We start from the raw sequence: 20194 nt of genomic DNA, 5'->3' as shown, positions 1-20194 counted from the left end.
CCGCGCTTAACATTAAGGCATCACTGCCGCGCGGCTATAAACAGATGAATGACAGCCAACTGCCGAAGCGGTTGCAGGAGAAACTATTGTGAACCAAGTCAATAAAATTGAAGTTACCGATGTCGTTTTACGTGATGGTCATCAGTCACTGATCGCTACTCGGATGCGCACCGAAGATATGCTGCCCATCTGTGAGAAGTTGGATCAGGTCGGCTACTGGTCACTGGAAGCTTGGGGCGGTGCAACCTTTGATGCCTGCGTCCGGTTTTTAAAAGAAGATCCATGGGAGCGCCTGCGTCAACTGCGCGCTGCCCTACCCAATACCCGCCTACAGATGCTGTTGAGAGGGCAAAACCTGCTGGGCTATCGCCATTATGCCGATGATGTGGTCGAAGCCTTTGTCGCTAAAGCCGCGCAAAACGGCATCGATGTGTTCCGCGTCTTCGATGCCCTGAACGATATTCGCAACCTTGAAACCGCTATGAAAGCAGTGAAGAAAGCCGGCAAACATGCACAGGGCACTATCTGCTATACCACCAGCCCAGTACACACGCCCGAGCTGTTTGTGAAACAGGCATTGGCAATGCGTGATATGGGTGCGGATTCAATCGCGATTAAAGATATGGCGGGCTTGCTTACCCCTTATGGCACCTATGATCTCATTAGCGCTTTAAAAGCCGAGCTGGATTTACCTATTGTCGTCCATAGCCACTCAACGGCGGGCCTTGCTTCACTGTGCCAATTAAAAGCCATTGAAGCCGGTGCTGACCGTATTGATACGGCGATCTCCTCATTTGCCAGCGGCGCCAGCCATCCGGCTACAGAAACCCAAGTGGCAGCGTTGAAAGGCACTCAGTATGACACCGGGCTTGATTTAGCACTGCTGACGGAAATTGCTGATTATTTCCGTGAAGTACGGAAAAAGTATCATCAATTTGAAAGTGAGTTCACCCGCGAAGATGTTTCGGTGCAGATCAATCAGGTGCCCGGCGGCATGATGTCTAACCTAGCGAATCAGCTAAAAGAACAGAATGCACTGGATAAAATTCGTGATGTTTTTGCCGAAATCCCACGCGTGCGTAAAGACCTTGGCTACCCACCGCTGGTCACACCCACTTCGCAGATTGTCGGCACCCAAGCGGTCTATAACGTCCTTGCCGGCGAACGCTACAAAACCATCACCAATGAGGTGAAACGTTATCTGCAAGGGGGTTATGGCGCGGCGCCAGCTGAGGTCGATAGCGAACTGCAAAAACGCGCCATCGGTAATGAAAGTGTTGATGTGGGCCGCCCTGCAGATCTGCTTAGCCCTGAACTGAATAACCTGCGGGCAGAGATCGGTGATCTGGCCCAGTCAGAAGAAGATGTACTGACCTTTGCTATGTTCCCGGATCTAGGCCGTGAATTCTTACAACAACGGGCGGCGGGGACACTCAAGCCAGAAGAACTGCTCCCGATTGATGCCGCTAATGGTATTAAACTCGGCCAAGCTAGCGCCTCTGAATTTAAGATTGAGGTACATGGTGAAGCCTATGATATTGCGGTCACCGGTGTGGGTGAGTTCGGTAGCGGCAAACGCAAAATCTATATGTCATTAGATGGTGTGCCTGAAGAGGTCATCTTTGAGCCGCAAAACGAATATATTGCCGAAGGCGGTCAGGCACGTAAGAAAGCCAGCGAACCGGGTCATGTTACTACGGCGATGCCGGGCAATATCTTCGAGGTATTGGTGAAAGAAGGCGATGTAGTCACCGCAGGCCAACCCATCTTGGTCGCCGAAGCGATGAAAATGGAGATGGAGATCCATGCCAATGTTGCTGGCACCGTGAAGGCGATCTACGTCGCTAAAGGTGATCGAGTGATCCCTGGCGAAGTATTGGCTGAAATCGAGTAATCTAATCCAACTTTATTCATGATTATTTCCCGGTTATGGCTGTCCAGCTTGTCCATAACCGGGTATTTTTAATCCTGACTATTTAATGGCCGACGTAGAGAAAACGACCGTGGAAAAAATAATAAAAGGCGTGCTTAATTTTCGCCAGCATGTTTATCCAGAACACAAAGATCTGTTTGGGACGCTAGCCGATGGGCAGAGTCCTGAAATCTTATTTGCCACTTGTTCCGATTCACGCATAGACCCTAACCTCCTGACTGGCACCTCGCCGGGTGATCTATTCATCTGCCGTAATGCCGGTAATATCATTCCACCCCATAGTAACGAAACCGGTGGCATGACCGCTTCTATCGAATACGCGGTGGCGGTTTTAGGGGTGCGTCATATTATTATCTGTGGCCATACCGATTGCGGTGCCATCAAGGGCGCACTGGATCTCAATGCACTACGAGGGCTGCCCCATGTGAAAGAGTGGCTAGGACACTGCCGTTCGGCGATGGAAATTGTCCGTGAACGCCATGACATTCCCCATGAGGAGGCGGTCGGCGTTGAGCATCTTAATGAAGCGATAGAGGAAAACGTATTGCAGCAGGTACAGCACATACGTACCCACCCGGCGGTTGCCGCGAAATTGGCCACCGATAAACTAGAGGTGCATGGCTGGATTTACGATATAAAAAGCGGCTCTATTCGCTGCTGCAAACATAATGACTCAGCCTTTGAGGACTTTGATGTGCTATATGCCGATCTCATTGCACAGGTAGATCAATAACCGTTTGCCGCAACTAAACTGCGGAAGCCGGCCTATTGCTAGGCTGGCTTCCCTCACCCTTACTCCTCTTTCTTCTCTTAACTCTTGTTAACTTAACTCAAGTGCAGTTTAAAGAAGGCCAAGGTTCGCTGCCAAGCCAGTTCAGCGCTTTTCTCATCATAACGGCCAGTCGAGTCATTATGAAACCCATGATTAACATTCGGGTAGATAAACGCACTATAGTCGACTTTCGCGGCGATCAGTGATGCTTCAAATTCTGGCCAATAACCATTCACCCGCTTATCCAGCCCCGCAAAGTGCAACTGTAGTGGTGCTTTGATATTGCCGATGGGCCCTTGCGGTGGGGTTCCGTAGTAAGGCACGGCGGCATCTATACTCTCCGGCAACATTGCCGCTAACTGGTTGGTCAGATAACCACCAAAACAAAAGCCAACCACGCCGAGTTTATCGGTAGTCAGTTCATGCTGCGTTAGCATTTGGGCGGCGGCCGCGAAATCTGCTTCTATTTTGCTGCGCTCCAGGGTTTTCTGCATCGCCCGCCCCTCGTCATCATTTCCCGGATAACCACCGAGGGAATATAACGCATCAGGAGCAAAGGCCACATAGCCCGCTTTGGCTAAGCGCCGAGCCACATCTTCAATATAGGGGTTTAAACCTCGGTTTTCATGGGCGACCAAAATGGCCGGGGCGGGATTTTCAGCACTGACGCCGGTAGGCACAACAAGATAGCCGCGTCCGGTGCCATACCCCTCGGGGGCATCAAACTCGACATAGCTGGCCTTGATATCCGCATCATTGAACGATACCTGTTCAGCCTGCGCATAATTAGGCATTAAGGCACTCGACACCACGCTCAGACTAAGTCCGATAGCCCCTAATGTCGCCAAGCGCTTAAGAAAGGTACGTCGGTCGATATCACCATGGGCATATTCGTCATACCAATCGAAAGCTTCCTGAGGGATAGCGATGGCTGACGGCCTATTCTTATCGTAATTCGAGTGCATACGGACTCCTCATTCTGATGCCCGGTGTTGGGCCGTTAAGTTAATATAACCTATGTTACGGTTATCATGTAAAAACTTATGAGTTTGGACGTTATTGGTGGTACACATTTCGTGCAAAGCGCAGTAAAGTTGCCTTCATTTTTGATCCACTTAAATCCTAAATCGGCACGCTATGAATTACATGAAACTGCAGGCAGCGTTCTTTCGGCTGCGTAACAATCGGGCTTTTGAGCTCTTTGTTGTCTCAATTATTCTCTTTTCTGCCCTCGTTATTGGCGCTAAAACCTACGATATTCCTGCCGATGTGCTGACGCTGATCGGCTGGATGGATACCGCCATCACGCTGTTCTTTCTGTTAGAGGTTTCGATTCGCTTTATAGGGGAGCCGGAGAAAAAACGTTTCTTCTTAAACGGCTGGAACACCTTCGATACCTTAATCGTGGTTATCAGCCTGATTCCGGTTGAGGATAGCGAAATGGCCCTGATTGGCCGTTTGATTCGTATCTTTAGAGTGTTGCGGATGGTTTCTATCATCCCGGAGCTTCGCCTGCTGCTGAACTCATTAATTAAAGCTCTGCCGCAACTAGGCTATGTGATCCTACTGATGTTCATCATCTTCTATATCTATGCGGCTGTGGGGGCGTCTTTCTTTGGCGAGATCAACGAGGTGCTTTGGGGGGATATCAGTATTGCTATGCTCACCCTGTTCCGGGTGATGACCTTTGAGGATTGGACCGATGTGATGTATGAAACGATGGGCGTCTATCCCTTTAGCTGGATCTTCTATCTAAGTTTTATCTTTCTAACCACCTTCGCCTTTTTGAATATGGTAATCGGCATCGTTGTGAGTGTGATGGAGGGCGAACACGCCCAAGAAGCCCGGGAACAAGCGCTGACCGATGGCACGCCAACGATCGAATCACTGCATCTTGAAATTAGAGAACTAAAAGAGCTGATCAAGGCAAAGCTATAGTCCTTTCCTGACAACAATTGCATCCAAATATTATGCCAATTAAAGCTGCACTAAAGCGTTAAATTAGCCCCGTTTTAGTGCAGTTTCCCTGCTCGTTTTATCCGTCATCATTAAACCGATATTTATCTATAAAATCCGACATTTATAGTCGATTTTTTATCACTAAAGAGGATAATTATCGCCTGTCTAATTAAGGTGTCTGACAATGATTAAGCTGTTTCAGCCGGTGCTCTATGTATGCGGAATATTGGCATGGATTATGGCGGTATTGATGCTTATCCCGGCGGGATATGGGGCCATCTATGATGACCCAGAATACATCCCCTTTCTTGCCTCTGCCGGGCTGAGCATCTTACTAGGCTTCACCCTGATAATTATCTTCAAACCATCACGCTTTACCCTTACCTCACGACAACTATATCTGCTAACCAGTTGTAGCTGGATGCTACTCTCCTTTCTTGGCGCGCTGCCCTTAATGCTCTGCCATCACCCATTGTCACTCTCTGATGCGGTATTTGAATCGGTTTCGGGTATTACCACGACCGGCTCCACGGTTATCAGTGGCTTGCAGGACCTGCCGCGAAGCTTGCTACTATGGCGGTCCTTACTGCAATGGATTGGCGGGCTAGGTGTTATCGGTATGGCGGTAACCATTTTGCCCTTTTTACGGATCGGTGGGATGCGCCTATTCCAGACAGAATCATCCGACTGGGCCGATAAATCACTGCCCCGTTTTCATGAACTAGCCAGAACATTGCTGCTCAGCTATCTATTGCTCACCTTACTCTGCGCCTGCAGTTACTGGCTCGTGGGGATGACGGTGTTTGATGCGATCAACCATGCCTTCACCACGGTATCCACCGGCGGTTATGCCACCAATGATCAGTCCATGGGGCGGTTTGGTGCCACGGTACTCTGGGTATCGGTATTCTTTATGCTATTAGGCAGCCTGCCGTTTACCCTGTTTATCCGCTTCTTGCTGCGCCCCTCACTCAAAAGTCTCGCGGACCAGCAGGTAAAGGGCTTTCTAATGATCGTTGTTGCACTGGTGATCATTTTGACAAGCCAGTTAATGCTGACCGGCGATATGCCGTTCTTCGCCGCTCTGACCCATACCGCCTTTAATGTCACCTCAGTGATTACGACCACCGGCTATGCTTCGTCGGACTACACCCTCTGGGGGCAGTTTAGTATTGCGCTGTTTTTTATTGTCACCTTTATCGGAGGTTGTTCCGGTTCCACTGCCGGTGGTATGAAGATCTTTCGCTTTCAACTGGCTTTTTTGTTTCTCCGAGATCAGTTTCGCAAACTGGTTCACCCCCGCGGAGTCTTTGCCATTCACTACAATGGCAAGTTAGTACACGATGATATTATCGTTTCCGCGATAGCCTTCTCCTTTATGTTTTTTTTGACCTTAGCTGTGACCACCTTATTGCTGACCGCCATCGGCGTTGATTTCGTCACCAGCTTCACCGGTGCCGCAACAGCGTTGACCAATGTCGGTCCAGGTTTAGGTGATATCATCGGCCCCTCAGGAAGCTTTGCGCCCCTGCCAGATTTGGCCAAATGGATACTTTCGTTTACTATGATTCTCGGGCGTTTGGAACTGCTCACGGTTGTGGTTATATTCTCTCCGGTTTTCTGGCGTGGCTGATGCAATAGCCTGCCTAAAACTGGAAAAATAAAGCTTTGAAATACGAAATAACAAACCGCAAAGAAACCTCAGAGCACCACCCAGCGGGCTTGGTTGATACGATTCTTAGCGGCCGTTACTCATCAGTAATAGCAAGCCAAGAGCAGTGTTATTGCCCAGCCATTTAATCTATAGATAATCAATACAAAACAAAAGGTTATAAATTATTTCTCATAAGATAGATTGATTTTTAATAGTTTTAATTTATCGAGATTTTTACCGTTTTTCAAGCTTAGGCGAGTCTCAATGCGCCCTCAAAAGACGACCAAGCCAATCTTTGAGCACGCCCCAAATTCGACGCCTGAATTCTCTTCAAGTCCTCTTGATCAGCGCTCTTTTTAAGGCCCTTTGCTAAGCCTTTTTGTGAGTCTATACCTAAATTTCGCATCGAAATTCATCGCCTGATGCAGGCAAATAAAGCCTCTGAGTTCATTAGCCCATCGCTACTTTTTAAACGTGATTGAGTGTGCTTTTAGTTGGTTAAAAATGGCTGTCATATCTTGTATGACAATGCGGTTTGATCGTTGCCAAGCAGTGCTAATATCAGTTTACAGCGCCCTACTTTTTTGACGGCTTTGGCCTTTTTTGCCGTCGGCCACTCCATTAGCGAGAGGTGTATCGATCGATTAAGGTCAAGCAATAGATATAAAAAAATAATACATAATATGTATTTTGTATCATGTTAAATCTTGATGTGTTTCTCTTTACTCAGGCGGTCTTCAGTTTTACTATACTGGTTATATATACAGTACATATAACATTAAAGGGTTGCATCACTTATGCAGATTTCATTTTTGGGCCATAGTCGATGCCCAAGCACGCTGATTAAAGTGCCGCTGTTTATGAGCCGCGTGATGGCGGGCTTCCCCTCGCCGGCTCAAGATTATATAGAGCGCACATTAGATCTGAACGAGCTTTGCATTGAGCACCCCGCCGCCACTTATTTTGTTCGCGCCGAAGGTGACTCTATGGAGGGGGTCGGAATCTTCTCCCGCGATGTGCTGGTGGTCGATCGTTCACTCAAAGCGGCCAATGGTGATATTGTCATCGCCTGTGTTGATGGCGAGTTTACAGTTAAAGAGCTATCGACCCGCCCAACCCTGCAGTTACTGGCACATAATCCAGCCTATACTCCCATTGAGTTTGGCCCAGAGAGCACGCTGGAGCTGTTTGGCGTTGTCACCACGGTGATTCACTCTGTGCGTCAACGGGGCTAATCGATGTTTGCGCTGGTGGACTGCAATAATTTTTATGCCAGTTGTGAGCGACTGTTTCGGCCTGACTTAGCGGGTCGCCCTATCGTGGTGCTATCCAACAATGATGGCTGTATCGTCGCCCGCAGTGCTGAGGCGAAGCGCTTAGGCATCAAGATGGCCGTGCCGTTGTATCAGGTTCAGGAGCAGATAGACCGGGAGAATATCGCGGTATTTTCATCTAATTATGCACTGTATGGCGATATTTCCGCCCGAGTGATGACCGTGCTTGAGCAGCAGGCACCGGCCATTGAAGTTTATTCCATCGATGAGGCCTTTCTTGATCTAAGCGGCCTCGAGACTCACTTTTCATTAGCCGAATATGGGCAACAGCTTAAGCAGCGGGTTTATCAGCATACCGGCATTCATGTGTCCGTCGGTATCGCCCCCACGAAAACTCTGGCAAAACTCGCTAATCATGCCGCTAAACAGTATGCCGCGACGCAGGGGGTGGTTGATCTAACCGACTCCTTGCGTCAGCGTCGATTGCTGGCTCTGGTGCCAGTGCAGGAGGTTTGGGGAGTGGGCCGTCGACTCACACGACGACTAGAGCAGCAGGGTATCCGTTCAGCGCAGGCATTAGCAGACTGTGATCTGGCTTGGATTCGTCGTCATTATTCGATCACCTTAGAACGCACGGTACGTGAACTGAATGGTCAGCCCTGCATGGCATTAGAAGAGTGCCCACCACCTCGCCAACAAATTCTCTGCAGTCGCTCATTTGCTCGACGCATTACCACCCTGCCATCGATGCGTTCAGCCATCGCTCAATATTGCTGTCGGGCGGCAGAAAAGCTTCGCCAGCAGTCGGCATTGGCTCGCGTGGTGACGGTTTTTATCCGCACCAACCCCCATGCTTCTCAAGAGGCTTTTTATAGCAATAGTGCCAGCCGTATGCTCCATGTTCCCAGCGATGATTCCCGTCAACTGAATGCCGTAGCACAATCATTATTACAAGCACTCTGGAAACCCAATTGTCGCTATATGAAAGCGGGCATTATGCTGTCCGATCTATACTCACCGGGTCACTTTCAGCCATCACTATTTGAAGCCCCCGCATCACCCGCCGCAACGCGACTCATGCAAGCGGTCGACCAGATTAATCAGAGTGGTCGCGGTCAGGTGCGCTTTGCTTCAGAGATGTTAACCAGCGGCTGGCAGATGCAGCGTAATCGTCTCTCGCCAGCCTATACCACCCGCTGGGATCAACTACCCATCGTCAAAGCCTAATAATAATTGTCGACAATTTTAGTTTTCTATCTATTTTTTATATAACAATAAATTAATTAAAATTATTAATGTAATCTATAGGATTTTTAATCATTGGGTCGGTGCTAGCCACTGAATAAAACCCATGAGAAACGGCGGCCAAATAACCGTTTTTTGAGCCCTCGCCCTTTCCGACCGATTAGCCAGACAAACGAGACGATAGACTCTGATTATACGGGGAATAATAGCGATAGATAGGCATACAGAAAGGCCGTTGAAACGGTTATTATTGGATTTAATTTAACATCAAAGCCAGCCATTCAATCAGCCTCTATCTCGATCTGGAATTTGGCTTTTAAAGATGCTTAGCCGAGAGAGAAAGAAGGTTTAAAACGAGTGCCTGGCCGCTATTGATTCCGCTAGATATGGGCTAACTGCCAAGGTGATTTACAATAAAAAAAAACGCCGAATAAACGGCGCTTAATTATTCATTAAACTGTTTAAATTATACAATCATTCAGGGAAGCGAATAATCGCATTACCCTCTTCCCATCGAGGATATTTTTTCATGACCGACAAAAACAGCGGTGATGTTAAATGATAATCCAGCCAGCGCTGTAGGCCGGGATAAGGCGTGCTATAAAACCAAGTACGATCCACATGAGCAAACTGACGGATAAAAGGAAAGATCGCGATATCCGCAAGACGACAATGTTCACCGGTCAGAAACGCCGACTGCTGCAGCTGCTGTTCTAGGCGGCCCAGTGTGACTTCGCACTGCTGGCGATAATAGTCTTGAGAATGACCGGGATAGCGCTCAAAGTACTTGTAGCGATCGAGGTGCTGCTTAAAAACAGCATCGTTCTCCTGAATCAGCCCTTCGCTCTGCCACAATTGATCCGGGTCATCGGCACACAGCCAGTTATGCGGATCACTCTGGCGCAGTGCCCAGCGCATGATATCGCGGCTTTCGTCGATCACCCTGTCAGGCAGCACTAACACCGGCACGGTGGCCTTAGGGGAAGCTTGCAACATGGCGGCGGGTTTATCTTTTAGCACCACCTCTCGCAGCGCCACGGATTGACCACTGCTGGCAATCGCCAGTCGAGCGCGTATCGCATAGGGGCAGCGGCGGAAGGAGTAAAGTATCGGTGGTTGAGTCGTCATCGCGCTAGTGTACCCCAAATTATAAAAACCGCCGCATTATACGTTAATTACATCTACGTCATTACATCAGCCGCGTTAAGAAGGTGGTCGCCTTAGAAGTCTGAATACCGTTACCATTGAAGACAAACTCCACGGCAGCGTTCTGTGCACCCCGGAGACTGCCGCAGATACGGAACGGCAACCAAACCGAATTACTCTCTCTTAGGTCGATCTCGGCTGGACCATGCAACTGATACTGTTCATGTTGAGCCAGAGAGACTTTAACCAGCGTCTGCTCCTTAGCAAAGCCCTCCACTTTTACTCGATAAAGATTACACACGGTGTCCTGATCAAGTTGTGTTACCAGATTAGTCCGGTCGCGGCGGATCTCAACGAGCAACCCTTTCGTCTCGGTAAAACCATAGGCGACCACGCCAAAGGCACAGAGCATTACCGCCGCATAACCGGCCAGTCGGGCGCGTAAAAAGGGAGACGATTGACCGACCAACTGTTGCTCTGAGGCAAAGCGAATCAGTCCACGAGGTCGTTGCAGCTTATCCATCACCGTATCACAGGCATCGATACAGGCCGCACAGTCGATGCAAGCCGCCTGCAGGCCATCACGGATATCAATACCGGTGGGACACACCTGCACGCAGATACCACAATCAACACAGTCACCGCTATTATCACGGCTAGCTCGATGATTCGCCCGCGGCTCTCCCCGGTGAGCATCGTAACTGACAGTCAATGTGTCCCGGTCAAACATAACACTCTGAAAACGGGCATAAGGACAGGCATGCAGGCAGATTTTTTCCCGCACAAGGCCCGCATTGGCGTAGGTTAAAGCCGCCATAACCGCCAACCAGCCGAACATGGATAGCGACATCTGCAACTGCAAGGCATCCGTGGCAATCTCTCGAATAGGCACGAAATAACCGGTAAAGGTCGCCGCTGTCAGCAACGACAGCAGTATCCACAGCAGATGTTTAGTGATTCGGCGCAATAGCCGCACACCTCTTAATGGCTGCCCTTCCGTTTTAGCTCGGTTGTTGGCCCGTCCTTCCGTCAGCGTTTCAATACGGATAAACAACCAGGTCCAGATGCTTTGTGGGCAGGCAAAACCGCACCAGATACGCCCCCATGCCACCGCCATAAAGAACAGCAAGGTCGCCCCCGCAATCATCACACCCGCCAATAAAGGCAGATCATGCCAAGATAGCGCGCTGCCAAACAGAGTGATCTTGCGTTGTTCAAAGGAGAAAAACAGAATCGGCTGGTCATCAACCTGAACCCAAACTAAGCCAAAAAATAGGGCTATCAATGGCCAGGTGGTTAAACGTCTTAGGTTTTGAAAGCGCCCTTCGGTAAGGCGCACATGAAACTTGCCATCTTTAGCAAATGGTGTGACGGAGGCCGCGATAGGTTCTTGCCGTAGAGGAATTTTTTGCATGCGGTTGATCTACTCAATTTTTGATGCACGTAGATTAGGGCTGCAATAACGATAGGAACAGGCATAAAAAAAGATATATAATAGGTACAGTTGAACCTAATATAGACACGCCATGGCATCAGACTATTTATATCAGCAACTCGAAAGCTAGCTATTCGAAGGCATTCAAGCACAGCGCTGGCGTACCGGCGAGCGGCTTCCCTCCATTCGGGAACTGTGTAAACAGCACAGCTTATCGAAAGCCACGGTACAGCACGCTTTGCAACGGCTAGAAGCCCAAGGGCTTCTCGAAGCCCGTCCCAAAGCAGGCTATATTGCGAGTTTTTACCGTCCACACTCGAAGAAAGAAGCAAAGCCATAGCAAGTCAAAGATGCACGAATTTTTTCAAACAATTAGGAGTAGAGCCATGAGTAATTCAATGCTATATCAGGGCTATGCTGCACGAATAGAATTCAGCTCTGAAGATGAGTGCTTTATCGGCCATATTGCAGGCATAAAAGACATCATCGGCTTTCATGGTGAAACGGCTTCTAAGCTAAAAACGGCATTCGAAGACGCCGTTACTGGTTACCTCGAAACATGTCATTGCCCTCGGGAAAGCACCTCAAAAGCCTTCTTGATGATGGCGGTTGTGCCCTATTTTTTCGAGCAAGTCGCGAAGTGATGTTCGGACAAGCGACGAAGTCGCATCGAGCAACGAATAAAGAAAAAAGGCCGATGCTCAACGCATCAGCCTTTTCCGTTTAATCATCCGTTATCACCCAGCGGGCAAACGCTGATCAGGCGAAATACTTCTCCTCTGCCTCTTGGCGGCGAATAAAGCCGTCAGTGAGTTGATACAGCGGGCCTTGGTCTTGATGCTGTTTAACGATGGCGGCAAAGTGATCTAGCCCGAGGGTATCGATATAACGTAGCGGCCCACCACGGAAACGTGGAAAACCAAGCCCCAGAATCAAGCCCATATCCACCTCTGCCGGCGTTTCGACAATACCATCTTCGAGGCAGCGCACCGCTTCTGTACATAACGGAATCATCAACCGGTCGATAATTTCTTGATCGGTCACTTCCACCTTGTCGGTGACCTCAGCGGCGATCAATTCCATCACCGGGCCTGACGCCTCTTTATAACGTCGACCACTGTCATCAACGCCATATTGATAGAAACCTTTACCATTTTTCTGCCCTAAGCAATCATCCGCCAGCAGTAATTCCATAATCACGCTGCCGTCATGGCACATACGCTCAGGAAAACCTTGCTGCATCACAGTATCGGCGTGCACCATGGTATCAATGCCGATCACATCGGCCAGATAAGCAGGCCCCATCGGCCAGCCAAACTGCTCCATCACTTTATCGATACGACGGAAATCAACACCCTGCTTCAACAGACGGTTAAAGCCATTGTAATAGGGAAACAAAATCCGGTTGACCAAAAATCCGGGGCAATCATTCACGACAATCGGCGTTTTGCCCATCGATGTGGCATAGGCAACGGTGGTCGCAATCGTCGCATCATTGGTTTTGCTACCACGAATCACTTCAACCAGTGGCATCTGATGTACCGGGTTAAAAAAGTGCATGCCGCAGAACTGTTCGGGGCGTTGAACACTCTCAGCCAGCAGATCAATAGAAATAGTTGAGGTATTCGATGCCAGCACCGTGTGCTCGGGTACATACAGTTCAACATCGGCCAACACCGCAGCTTTCACCTTAGGGTTTTCAACCACGGCCTCAACCACCAGATCAGCACCGTTGAAACGCGTATAATCCAGTGTTGGGGTGATAGCATCCAGCACCTTAGTTTTACCGGCATCATCCAAACGGCCCTTTTCTAATTGCTTATCGAGCAATTGAGTGGCGGTGTTGATGCCTAGGGTTAGCGCCTCATCATTGATATCTTTCATGATGATCGGCGTGCCAGTGGAGGCCGATTGGTAGGCAACACCCCCGCCCATAATACCGGCACCCAAGACCGCGCTCTGAGCCACGGGACGTGCTTGTTTAACCCAAGTATTCGCCTGCTTTTTAAGCTGAGTCGTGTTGAGGAACAATCTTACTAGGCTCTGGGTGGCATCGCTTTTGGCGAGCGCAACAAAACAACCGGTTTCGACCTTCAGGGCCGCCTCAAATGGCAGACTCACATGCTGGCTGATCGCATCAATAATCATCTCGGCGGCGGGGGAACCCGGACGCAGATCTCGACTAAAATGCTGTTTCAACTGAGCAAGATCGAGTGTTTCAGTACGCTCGTCTATCTTGCGCGCACTGTTACTGGTGTAACAGACGTCACCACTGACCGCCTGCTGCAGAAACGCCAACGCCGCGGCTTGTAGCTCATCTGCCGCGACCACCTGATCCACGGCACCGGCGGCGAGCGCTTTAGCCGCAGCTTGTGGGCGTCCGCGAACGGCCCACTCTAATGCGTCGGTGGCACCGATCAAGCGACTCAAACGTACCGTGCCGCCCCACCCTGGACACAGGCCAAGATTAACCTCGGGGAAACCGATCTTGGCGTTATCCGCGATCACACGGAAATCTGCCGACAGAGCCAATTCAAAACCCCCGCCGAGCGCCAAACCATTAATGGCGGCGACTGTCGGATAAGGCAGATTTTCCAGTTCACAGAACAACTGATTAGTACGCCCAACCCACGTGGCCAGCTGCTCTTCCGACAAGTTAAAGTTTTCAACGAACTCAGTAATATCGGCACCGACCACAAAAGCAGGCTTGGCACTACGAATGAGCAACCCTTTAACATCGGAGGCATCGTGCAGGATAACGACCGCTTCGGCGAGTTCGGTAAGGGTATGTTGGTTCAGTTTATTAACGGAAGAACTTTGCAGATCCAGTGTTAGCTCAACCAACCCGGCATCCAGTTTATTTAGGCACAACGCCTGACCTTGATACATGGTGAAACCTCGACTCTTTAAATGGCGACAGCAGTGATGCGCACTTCTGAGCATCCTTAACAGGATACGAAAACCGGCCGCAGCAGTAAGACAACAGGAAAACAGAGAGCCCGCCATTCAATGCGAATGGCGGGATGTAGATTAGACGCGCTCGAACAGTGCGGCAATACCTTGCCCGCCACCGATACAGAGGCTAACGATCGCGTAGCGACCTTTAATGCGGTTTAGTTCGTACAGTGCTTTGATCGTAACCACTGCACCGGTAGCACCGATTGGGTGACCTAACGAAATACCGCTACCATTTGGGTTTAAACGGTCGCGGGGCAGGTCTAGTTCTTGAGCGACCGCCAGTGCCTGAGCCGCAAAAGCTTCGTTGACTTCATACACATCGATATCGTTAGCCGACAGATGGTTACGATCGAAGATCTGTTGAATCGCTGCAACAGGACCGATACCCATTAGCTTAGGATCAACACCTACCACCGAGTAATCCACCAGTCGAGCCATGATCTGGCGACCTTCGGCTTCGGCTTTATCACGCTCCATCATGACCACCGCGCCGGCGGCATCGTTCAAACCGGAAGCGTTGCCGGCGGTAACCGTGCCATCTTTCTTAAACACGGGGCGCAGTTTTTTCATATCGTCGAGGGTGCAGTTCATCCGCACATGCTCATCGGTATCGAATAACTCTACACCCTTACGGGTTTTCAGTTCGACCGGCATGATCTGTTCTTTAAAATAGCCCTGCTCGATCGCATACTGCGCACGATTGTGGCTCAGTACCGCCAACTCATCTTGCTGCTCACGGGTGATGTTAAACTTCTCGGCAACGTTTTCAGCCGTCACACCCATATGAATATGGTTAAACGGACAATGCAGTGCGGCGACCATTGGATCGACCATCTGACCGTCCCCCATACGCTGACCAAAACGTGCCGTTGGCAGATGGTAAGGGGCGCGGCTCATTGATTCAGCACCGCCCGCAACCACGGTATCGCAAACACCCAGTTCGATCTGCTGGGCAGCGCTGATGATGGCCTGCAAGCCACTACCGCACAAACGGTTAAGCGTTAACGACGGTGTCTCTTCGGACAAACCACCTTTGATGGCCGCAACCCGGCCCATGTACATATCGGCAGGCTCTGAATGGATCACATTACCGAATACACTTTGTTCAACGGATTCCGGTGCAATACCTGCGCGTTTAACTGCTTCGGCGACGAGGGCGCCGGCAAGCTCGGTCGGTTTGTGCCCTTTTAAGCTACCACCATAACCACCAATGGCTGTACGTACACCGCTTACCACTACCACTTCACGTTTTTTCATTGCTTTCTCTCTTGTTATCGTGAGCCACGCATAAACTCGGTGACTGTCTTGTTTTAATGCTGTTCGCTACGTTGACGAACACTCTTCGCGCCCTATGCTCAGAGTTGTCTTTACGACGCCATTCACGATGACAGCAGCTAATGAACTTCATTCTCCATCGAATAGTCCGGTGGAACAATGATCAAAAAAGCTTATTAATTGATATAAACGGCCAGCTAAAGGAAAACCAACCGCTATCAAGGTTAGTATAAAAAACCTTATATCGTGCGGGGTTAGCACTATAACGGCGACAAATCAGACTAATATCTGCCATTGTCACTCAGGTGACGATAAAACAGCGGTCATCATAACAACCACGATAATATAAATTATTACCTTATCGGACAGATGGTGAAATTAGCCCAGTCATAAAAGTTTAGTCACAAAAACTGCCCTACTCACTATAGCAAAGACAAAAAAGGGAGCTTAAAGCCCTTCCTCATATAGTGGGCATCCGCTTAAACCTAAGTTCAAGCCTCTGCCCTTAGCATTACCTTCGATCTTTAGCCTTTAGACCTGATCCTTAAATTTGAGTACGGATCACTTTCTTATTGATCTTGCCGACGCTGGTTTTAGGTATATCGCTAACCACTTTAATATCCTGCGGCACAGCCCATTTATTAATATGACCGCTGTCGACATATTGTTGCAGGTGTTGCTGAATCGCTGCACCATTAAGCTCTTCTCCCGCCTTCGGCACCACTAAGGCATAAGGACGCTCGCCCCATTTTTCATCAGGCACACCGACAACGGCAACCTCAGATACGGCGGGATATTGACTGATCAGGTTTTCCAGCTCCAATGATGAGATCCACTCACCCCCGGTTTTGATCACATCTTTAATGCGGTCTTTGATCTGGATAACGTAATCTTTGTCGATAGAAGCCACATCACCGGTATGCAACCAACCATTTTCCCAAAGCTCTTCCCCTTTGGCCTCCTCTTTATAATAGCCTTGGGTCAACCATGGTGAGCGCACCACAATCTCGCCCACCGCATCGCCGTCATGAACGACATCGTTACCTTCAGGATCAACGATTTTGAGATCCACCAAGCCGATTGGCACACCGGCTTTAATACGCAGTGGTATCTGCTCACTGAGTTGCAGTTCACGTTCAGAGGGCTTGAGGAAAATGGCACTCACCAGTGGACAGGTTTCGGACATACCATAAGCCGTGAACAGCAGGATGCCTTGATCCACCATCTGTTGTGCCAGTGCAGGCGTCGCGGCACTACCACCGGTCAATAGTTTCCAACCGCTCATATCGGTGGTTTCAGTCTCGTCACAGTTAAGAATCATCTGTAGCACAGTTGGCACACCGTGGGAGAAGGTCACCCCTTCCTCACGGTATAACCGCAGCAGTTTATTGGGGTCATAACGGCCGGAATACACCTGTTTAACACCGAGCATGGTGGCGATATAAGGTACGCCCCAGGCATGCACATGGAACATCGGTGTCATCGGCATATAGACATCATCGGAGCGCAACAGCGGCTGGCCTTCAAAAGAGCCTAAAGTGGAAGCACCGTTTAAGGTGTGCAGCACCAGCTGTCTATGGCTGAAATAAACCCCTTTCGGATTCCCCGTGGTGCCGGTGGTATAGAACAGAGTGGCAATCGAGTTTTCATCAAAATCAGGGAAATCATATTCGTCAGAGGCGGCCGCGAGTAATGTTTCATATTCTCCGACGGTATTAAGGTTCGTCGGTGAAGGTAGTTGATCGTCGCTCAGGCGGATATAACCCCGTACACTCGGCAGTTGATCGGCTAGCTGCTCAGCAATGACGGTGAAATCATCATGCAGCAAGACTAGATTATCTTCGGCATGACCCATGGTGTAACCGATCTGGTCGACACTCAGGCGAATATTCACATGATGCAAAACTGCGCCGATCATCGGCACAGCAAAATAACTTTCCAGATAACGGTGGCTGTCCCAGTCCATCACAGCAACCGTGTCTCCCGCTTTAACGCCGGCTTCGGTAAGCACATTAGCCAGTTTACAGATACGCTTATAGAGGGTGCGGTAGTCATAGCGAATCACATCACTATAGACGATCTCATTGTCAGGTTGAAAGCGCATGCCGGACAGCAGCCTTTTGATGAGTAGAGGGAAGTCGTGTGCATTATCTGCAGGTTTAATTATTTTTGTTTGCATACTGTTCGCCTTAAGGTTGTGAAAAATCAACCGATACCACGTTCAGCTAATCAACAATAAAGTCTATTGAGTACTGCACGTATACCGCCTATCACTTCATATTGGTCTAAAAATCACTGTCTAATTACACCAGTCACTACGGTTCAGCAACTCGCACTGCGCCGCTGTATTTCTTTGCAGCACATATTAATGAGATTCATTCTCTATCGGATAGACCGGTGGAACAATGACAAAAGAAGATCATTATTTGATATAAACGGACATCCACCGATAAAAATAGCACCTTAGCGTCATATACAAAAAACCTGACAATATGTATAGCTAGTCTATGTAGACTATAGGGTTAGCTTATATATCTAGGATACAGTTTTTGACTTTTGGTTATATAGACCTATTAAAAAGCGATATCAGCTCAGATTTTATTGCCTTATCGGACAGATTGACTGGTTTGATCGACACGAGATATCTCTTTGAAAGCCAGGGCGCTGCCTATCAATGCTGTCGTCTGCTGATCATCATTGGGTGGATATAAGCAATTGATCGGACAGTTGTAGTGTCGGTTATTGCGTGCTACAAATACAGCCATTATAATCAGACAATCAGGTTATCGCTTCGCTTTATTAATCAGACTCAGCTTAGAAGTTTGGGAAAAGATATTAAATAGTCATATTATATGACCTGTTGAGTCGGTAGGTGATATGATCAGATTTAAACGAGGAGCAATTATTGTTCTTTGAGAAGCAACGTTAAAAAAACTAAGAATAGCTGCGCTCGATAGAAGCTTTCTATATCAAGTATACACTTAGATAGTCGCGTTATCCGCCAAATAGACATTCTACTAATATTAAAAAGGAACTCGTTAATGAAGAAGGTTAATATACGAAAAGAACTAGCCTCTATTAAAGAACATTGGTCTCAGAGAACGATTGGAAAAGCGAACGGTCAACTGTTTAAAGTTGCAAAAGGACTTGGAGCAACCAATTGGCATAAACATGATGACCAAGATGAATTGTTTATTATTTATAAAGGCTATTTAACTATCCAGTTTAAAGAGGCGAGCGTAGAGTTATATGAAGACGATATGCTTATAATTCCAAGAGGTGTTGAACATCGACCCATCGCAGATAGCGAAGTAGAGTTCTTAATCGTAGGGTTAAATATTACGTCAAATGAGGCTGGCGGAAAACCAAATTTATAATATTAAGAATGAACATAATACACATTTGACTCGGGGCTGATGCTGTTGTCGCCGTTTTTACTAAAAAGGAAGTATTACAGACAAAGCACAAACTAACTCCCCGGTAAGCGCTGCTTTATGTACCTGGAGGAAGTAATGGATAAATATCTTGTTACCAAAGAAGAGATTGAACAACTTGAAGGAATATCAAAATCACATTTTCTCAATAAGAATGCAAAACGGACTAACAAATCTCTTGGAGATCTAACGGGTTTAACTGGATTTGGATTTCATATCATTGAAATACAGCCTGGCTATGAGTCTACAGAGTTTCATAAACACTATCATGAAGATGAGTGTATTTATATTCTCGATGGTGTAGCTGACGCTCAGATAGGAAATAAGAATTATTCTGTGAAGGCAGGCGACTATATAGGATATCGAGCAGGCGGAGAGGCTCACGCTCTTAGAAATACTGGAGATTCAACCTTAAAGTGTATAGTAGTTGGTCAACGTCTGGAGCATGATGTGGGTGATTATCCAAATTTAAATAAACGTATTTATCGTCAAAGAAACATGGCATGGAATCTTGTTGATATAGATAATATTATAGAGCCAAATGCTGGCAAAAAGATATAAATTGCTTCCATGCGTCTGTTTACTGGGCTGTCTTTGGAAAGCTATTCCTCACCACACAACCATCATGAACTTCCGTCATTTACTGGAACGAAAAGGATTAGCTCAAAAGTTATTCAAGGAGGTTAATCAGTGGCTGACGGAAGCAGGCGTTCTTTTAAAGGCAGGAACTCTTGTTGATGCGATAATCATTGAGGCGCCTCGACGAAGAACAAAGCAGGAAAATGTGATCCTGAGATACACCAAACTAAAAAGGCAGTGCGTGGCATTTTGGAATGAAGGCGCATATCGGTGTTGATGCCCGTACGGGTACTACACATAGCTTCACCATAACGGCCGCGAAGGAATATGACCTCAACCAAGCAGGAAATCTTTTGCATCGAAACGAGGGTTTTATTTTTGCTGATGCGGGATACCGAGGCAAAGAAAAGCGTTCAGAGCTGCACAAAGTTAACGCTGATTGCTACATTGCAGAGCAACGGGAAAGGTGCGTGAGATCAAGAAGCGTTGGTCGTAAATACTCATTATAAAAAATGATAAAAGGGAACTTA

General features: G+C 48.3%; 16 protein-coding genes and 1 pseudogene. 11 read left to right on the top strand and 6 right to left on the bottom strand.

The window, feature by feature from the left end; translation table 11 throughout:
* Positions 1-88 precede the first annotated feature (88 nt).
* Both oadA and AC0L4K_RS09085 read left to right on the top strand, forming a co-directional pair.
* Complete coding sequence (gene oadA / locus AC0L4K_RS09090; protein ID WP_473269020.1) at positions 89-1894, top strand: sodium-extruding oxaloacetate decarboxylase subunit alpha; 1806 nt, start codon at positions 89-91, stop codon at positions 1892-1894.
* Between the two features lie 109 nt (positions 1895-2003).
* The gene (locus AC0L4K_RS09085; protein WP_417223256.1) at positions 2004-2666 is read left to right on the top strand and encodes a carbonic anhydrase; all 663 of its coding nucleotides are present in this window, start codon (positions 2004-2006) and stop codon (positions 2664-2666) included.
* 92 nt (positions 2667-2758) lie between these two features.
* Here the strand turns inward: AC0L4K_RS09085 and AC0L4K_RS09080 are convergent, their stop codons facing one another.
* A complete protein-coding gene (locus AC0L4K_RS09080; RefSeq protein WP_417223259.1) occupies positions 2759-3670 on the bottom strand; it encodes a dienelactone hydrolase family protein in 912 nt (303 codons plus the stop codon).
* 172 nt (positions 3671-3842) lie between these two features.
* On the opposite strand from AC0L4K_RS09080, the gene AC0L4K_RS09075 reads away from it, so the two are divergent.
* From AC0L4K_RS09075 to umuC, 4 genes are all read left to right on the top strand, one after another.
* The gene (locus AC0L4K_RS09075) at positions 3843-4643 is read left to right on the top strand and encodes an ion transporter (RefSeq protein WP_417223262.1); all 801 of its coding nucleotides are present in this window, start codon (positions 3843-3845) and stop codon (positions 4641-4643) included.
* A 205-nt stretch (positions 4644-4848) separates the two neighbouring features.
* Positions 4849-6297 carry a TrkH family potassium uptake protein gene (locus AC0L4K_RS09070; RefSeq protein ID WP_417223264.1) on the top strand — a complete coding sequence of 483 codons (1449 nt, stop codon included), beginning with the start codon at positions 4849-4851 and terminating at the stop codon, positions 6295-6297.
* Positions 6298-7115: 818 nt separating this feature from the next.
* Complete coding sequence (umuD, locus tag AC0L4K_RS09065) at positions 7116-7553, top strand: translesion error-prone DNA polymerase V autoproteolytic subunit (RefSeq protein WP_417223267.1); 438 nt, start codon at positions 7116-7118, stop codon at positions 7551-7553.
* A 3-nt stretch (positions 7554-7556) separates the two neighbouring features.
* The gene (gene umuC / locus AC0L4K_RS09060; protein ID WP_473269019.1) at positions 7557-8819 is read left to right on the top strand and encodes a translesion error-prone DNA polymerase V subunit UmuC; all 1263 of its coding nucleotides are present in this window, start codon (positions 7557-7559) and stop codon (positions 8817-8819) included.
* A 492-nt stretch (positions 8820-9311) separates the two neighbouring features.
* Here the strand turns inward: umuC and AC0L4K_RS09055 are convergent, their stop codons facing one another.
* Together AC0L4K_RS09055 and ccoG are read right to left on the bottom strand one after the other, a co-directional pair.
* Complete coding sequence (locus AC0L4K_RS09055) at positions 9312-9965, bottom strand: glutathione S-transferase (RefSeq protein ID WP_473269018.1); 654 nt, start codon at positions 9963-9965, stop codon at positions 9312-9314.
* A gap of 61 nt (positions 9966-10026) precedes the next feature.
* Positions 10027-11397 (bottom strand): cytochrome c oxidase accessory protein CcoG, encoded by a 1371-nt coding sequence (ccoG, locus tag AC0L4K_RS09050; RefSeq protein ID WP_473269017.1) that lies wholly within the window; start codon positions 11395-11397, stop codon positions 10027-10029.
* Positions 11398-11560: 163 nt separating this feature from the next.
* On the opposite strand from ccoG, the gene AC0L4K_RS09045 reads away from it, so the two are divergent.
* Entirely contained in the window at positions 11561-11758 is a 198-nt protein-coding gene (locus tag AC0L4K_RS09045) for a GntR family transcriptional regulator (RefSeq protein ID WP_417223391.1), read from the top strand.
* Positions 11759-11804: 46 nt separating this feature from the next.
* On the top strand, positions 11805-12062 hold the full coding sequence (locus AC0L4K_RS09040; protein ID WP_473269016.1) for a hypothetical protein: 258 nt from the start codon (positions 11805-11807) through the stop codon (positions 12060-12062).
* 115 nt (positions 12063-12177) lie between these two features.
* On the opposite strand, the gene fadB is transcribed toward AC0L4K_RS09040, so the two are convergent.
* The 3 genes from fadB to AC0L4K_RS09025 form a co-directional block, all read right to left on the bottom strand.
* The gene (gene fadB, locus AC0L4K_RS09035; RefSeq protein WP_473269015.1) at positions 12178-14307 is read right to left on the bottom strand and encodes a fatty acid oxidation complex subunit alpha FadB; all 2130 of its coding nucleotides are present in this window, start codon (positions 14305-14307) and stop codon (positions 12178-12180) included.
* A gap of 141 nt (positions 14308-14448) precedes the next feature.
* On the bottom strand, positions 14449-15633 hold the full coding sequence (gene bktB, locus AC0L4K_RS09030; protein WP_417223282.1) for a beta-ketothiolase BktB: 1185 nt from the start codon (positions 15631-15633) through the stop codon (positions 14449-14451).
* A 562-nt stretch (positions 15634-16195) separates the two neighbouring features.
* Positions 16196-17830 (bottom strand): fatty acid--CoA ligase, encoded by a 1635-nt coding sequence (locus AC0L4K_RS09025; protein WP_473269013.1) that lies wholly within the window; start codon positions 17828-17830, stop codon positions 16196-16198.
* Positions 17831-18692: 862 nt separating this feature from the next.
* On the opposite strand from AC0L4K_RS09025, the gene AC0L4K_RS09020 reads away from it, so the two are divergent.
* The 3 genes and pseudogenes from AC0L4K_RS09020 to AC0L4K_RS09010 form a co-directional block, all read left to right on the top strand.
* Positions 18693-19028: a cupin domain-containing protein gene (locus AC0L4K_RS09020; RefSeq protein ID WP_473269012.1), complete on the top strand. Its 336-nt coding sequence runs from the start codon at positions 18693-18695 to the stop codon at positions 19026-19028.
* Between the two features lie 135 nt (positions 19029-19163).
* On the top strand, positions 19164-19646 hold the full coding sequence (locus AC0L4K_RS09015; protein ID WP_473269011.1) for a cupin domain-containing protein: 483 nt from the start codon (positions 19164-19166) through the stop codon (positions 19644-19646).
* Positions 19647-20148 (top strand): annotated as a pseudogene (locus AC0L4K_RS09010) (IS5 family transposase); the annotation flags it as partial.
* Between the last annotated feature and the right edge of the window lie 46 nt (positions 20149-20194).

Source organism: Amphritea sp. GJ51-11 (genome assembly GCF_055808735.1).
This window is presented reverse-complemented; position numbering and strand designations above follow the sequence as displayed.

Bases quoted from the DNA above. Each gene is read 5' to 3' on its own strand.
- fadB (WP_473269015.1), bottom strand. From the start codon at position 14,307: ATGTATCAAGGTCAGGCGTTGTGCCTAAATAAACTGGATGCCGGGTTG.
- AC0L4K_RS09020 (WP_473269012.1), top strand. From the start codon at position 18,693: ATGAAGAAGGTTAATATACGAAAAGAACTAGCCTCTATTAAAGAACAT.
- AC0L4K_RS09055 (WP_473269018.1), bottom strand. From the start codon at position 9,965: ATGACGACTCAACCACCGATACTTTACTCCTTCCGCCGCTGCCCCTAT.
- AC0L4K_RS09015 (WP_473269011.1), top strand. From the start codon at position 19,164: ATGGATAAATATCTTGTTACCAAAGAAGAGATTGAACAACTTGAAGGA.
- AC0L4K_RS09080 (WP_417223259.1), bottom strand. From the start codon at position 3,670: ATGCACTCGAATTACGATAAGAATAGGCCGTCAGCCATCGCTATCCCT.
- bktB (WP_417223282.1), bottom strand. From the start codon at position 15,633: ATGAAAAAACGTGAAGTGGTAGTGGTAAGCGGTGTACGTACAGCCATT.
- AC0L4K_RS09040 (WP_473269016.1), top strand. From the start codon at position 11,805: ATGAGTAATTCAATGCTATATCAGGGCTATGCTGCACGAATAGAATTC.
- ccoG (WP_473269017.1), bottom strand. From the start codon at position 11,397: ATGCAAAAAATTCCTCTACGGCAAGAACCTATCGCGGCCTCCGTCACA.
- umuD (WP_417223267.1), top strand. From the start codon at position 7,116: ATGCAGATTTCATTTTTGGGCCATAGTCGATGCCCAAGCACGCTGATT.
- AC0L4K_RS09075 (WP_417223262.1), top strand. From the start codon at position 3,843: ATGAATTACATGAAACTGCAGGCAGCGTTCTTTCGGCTGCGTAACAAT.
- AC0L4K_RS09025 (WP_473269013.1), bottom strand. From the start codon at position 17,830: ATGCAAACAAAAATAATTAAACCTGCAGATAATGCACACGACTTCCCT.
- umuC (WP_473269019.1), top strand. From the start codon at position 7,557: ATGTTTGCGCTGGTGGACTGCAATAATTTTTATGCCAGTTGTGAGCGA.
- AC0L4K_RS09070 (WP_417223264.1), top strand. From the start codon at position 4,849: ATGATTAAGCTGTTTCAGCCGGTGCTCTATGTATGCGGAATATTGGCA.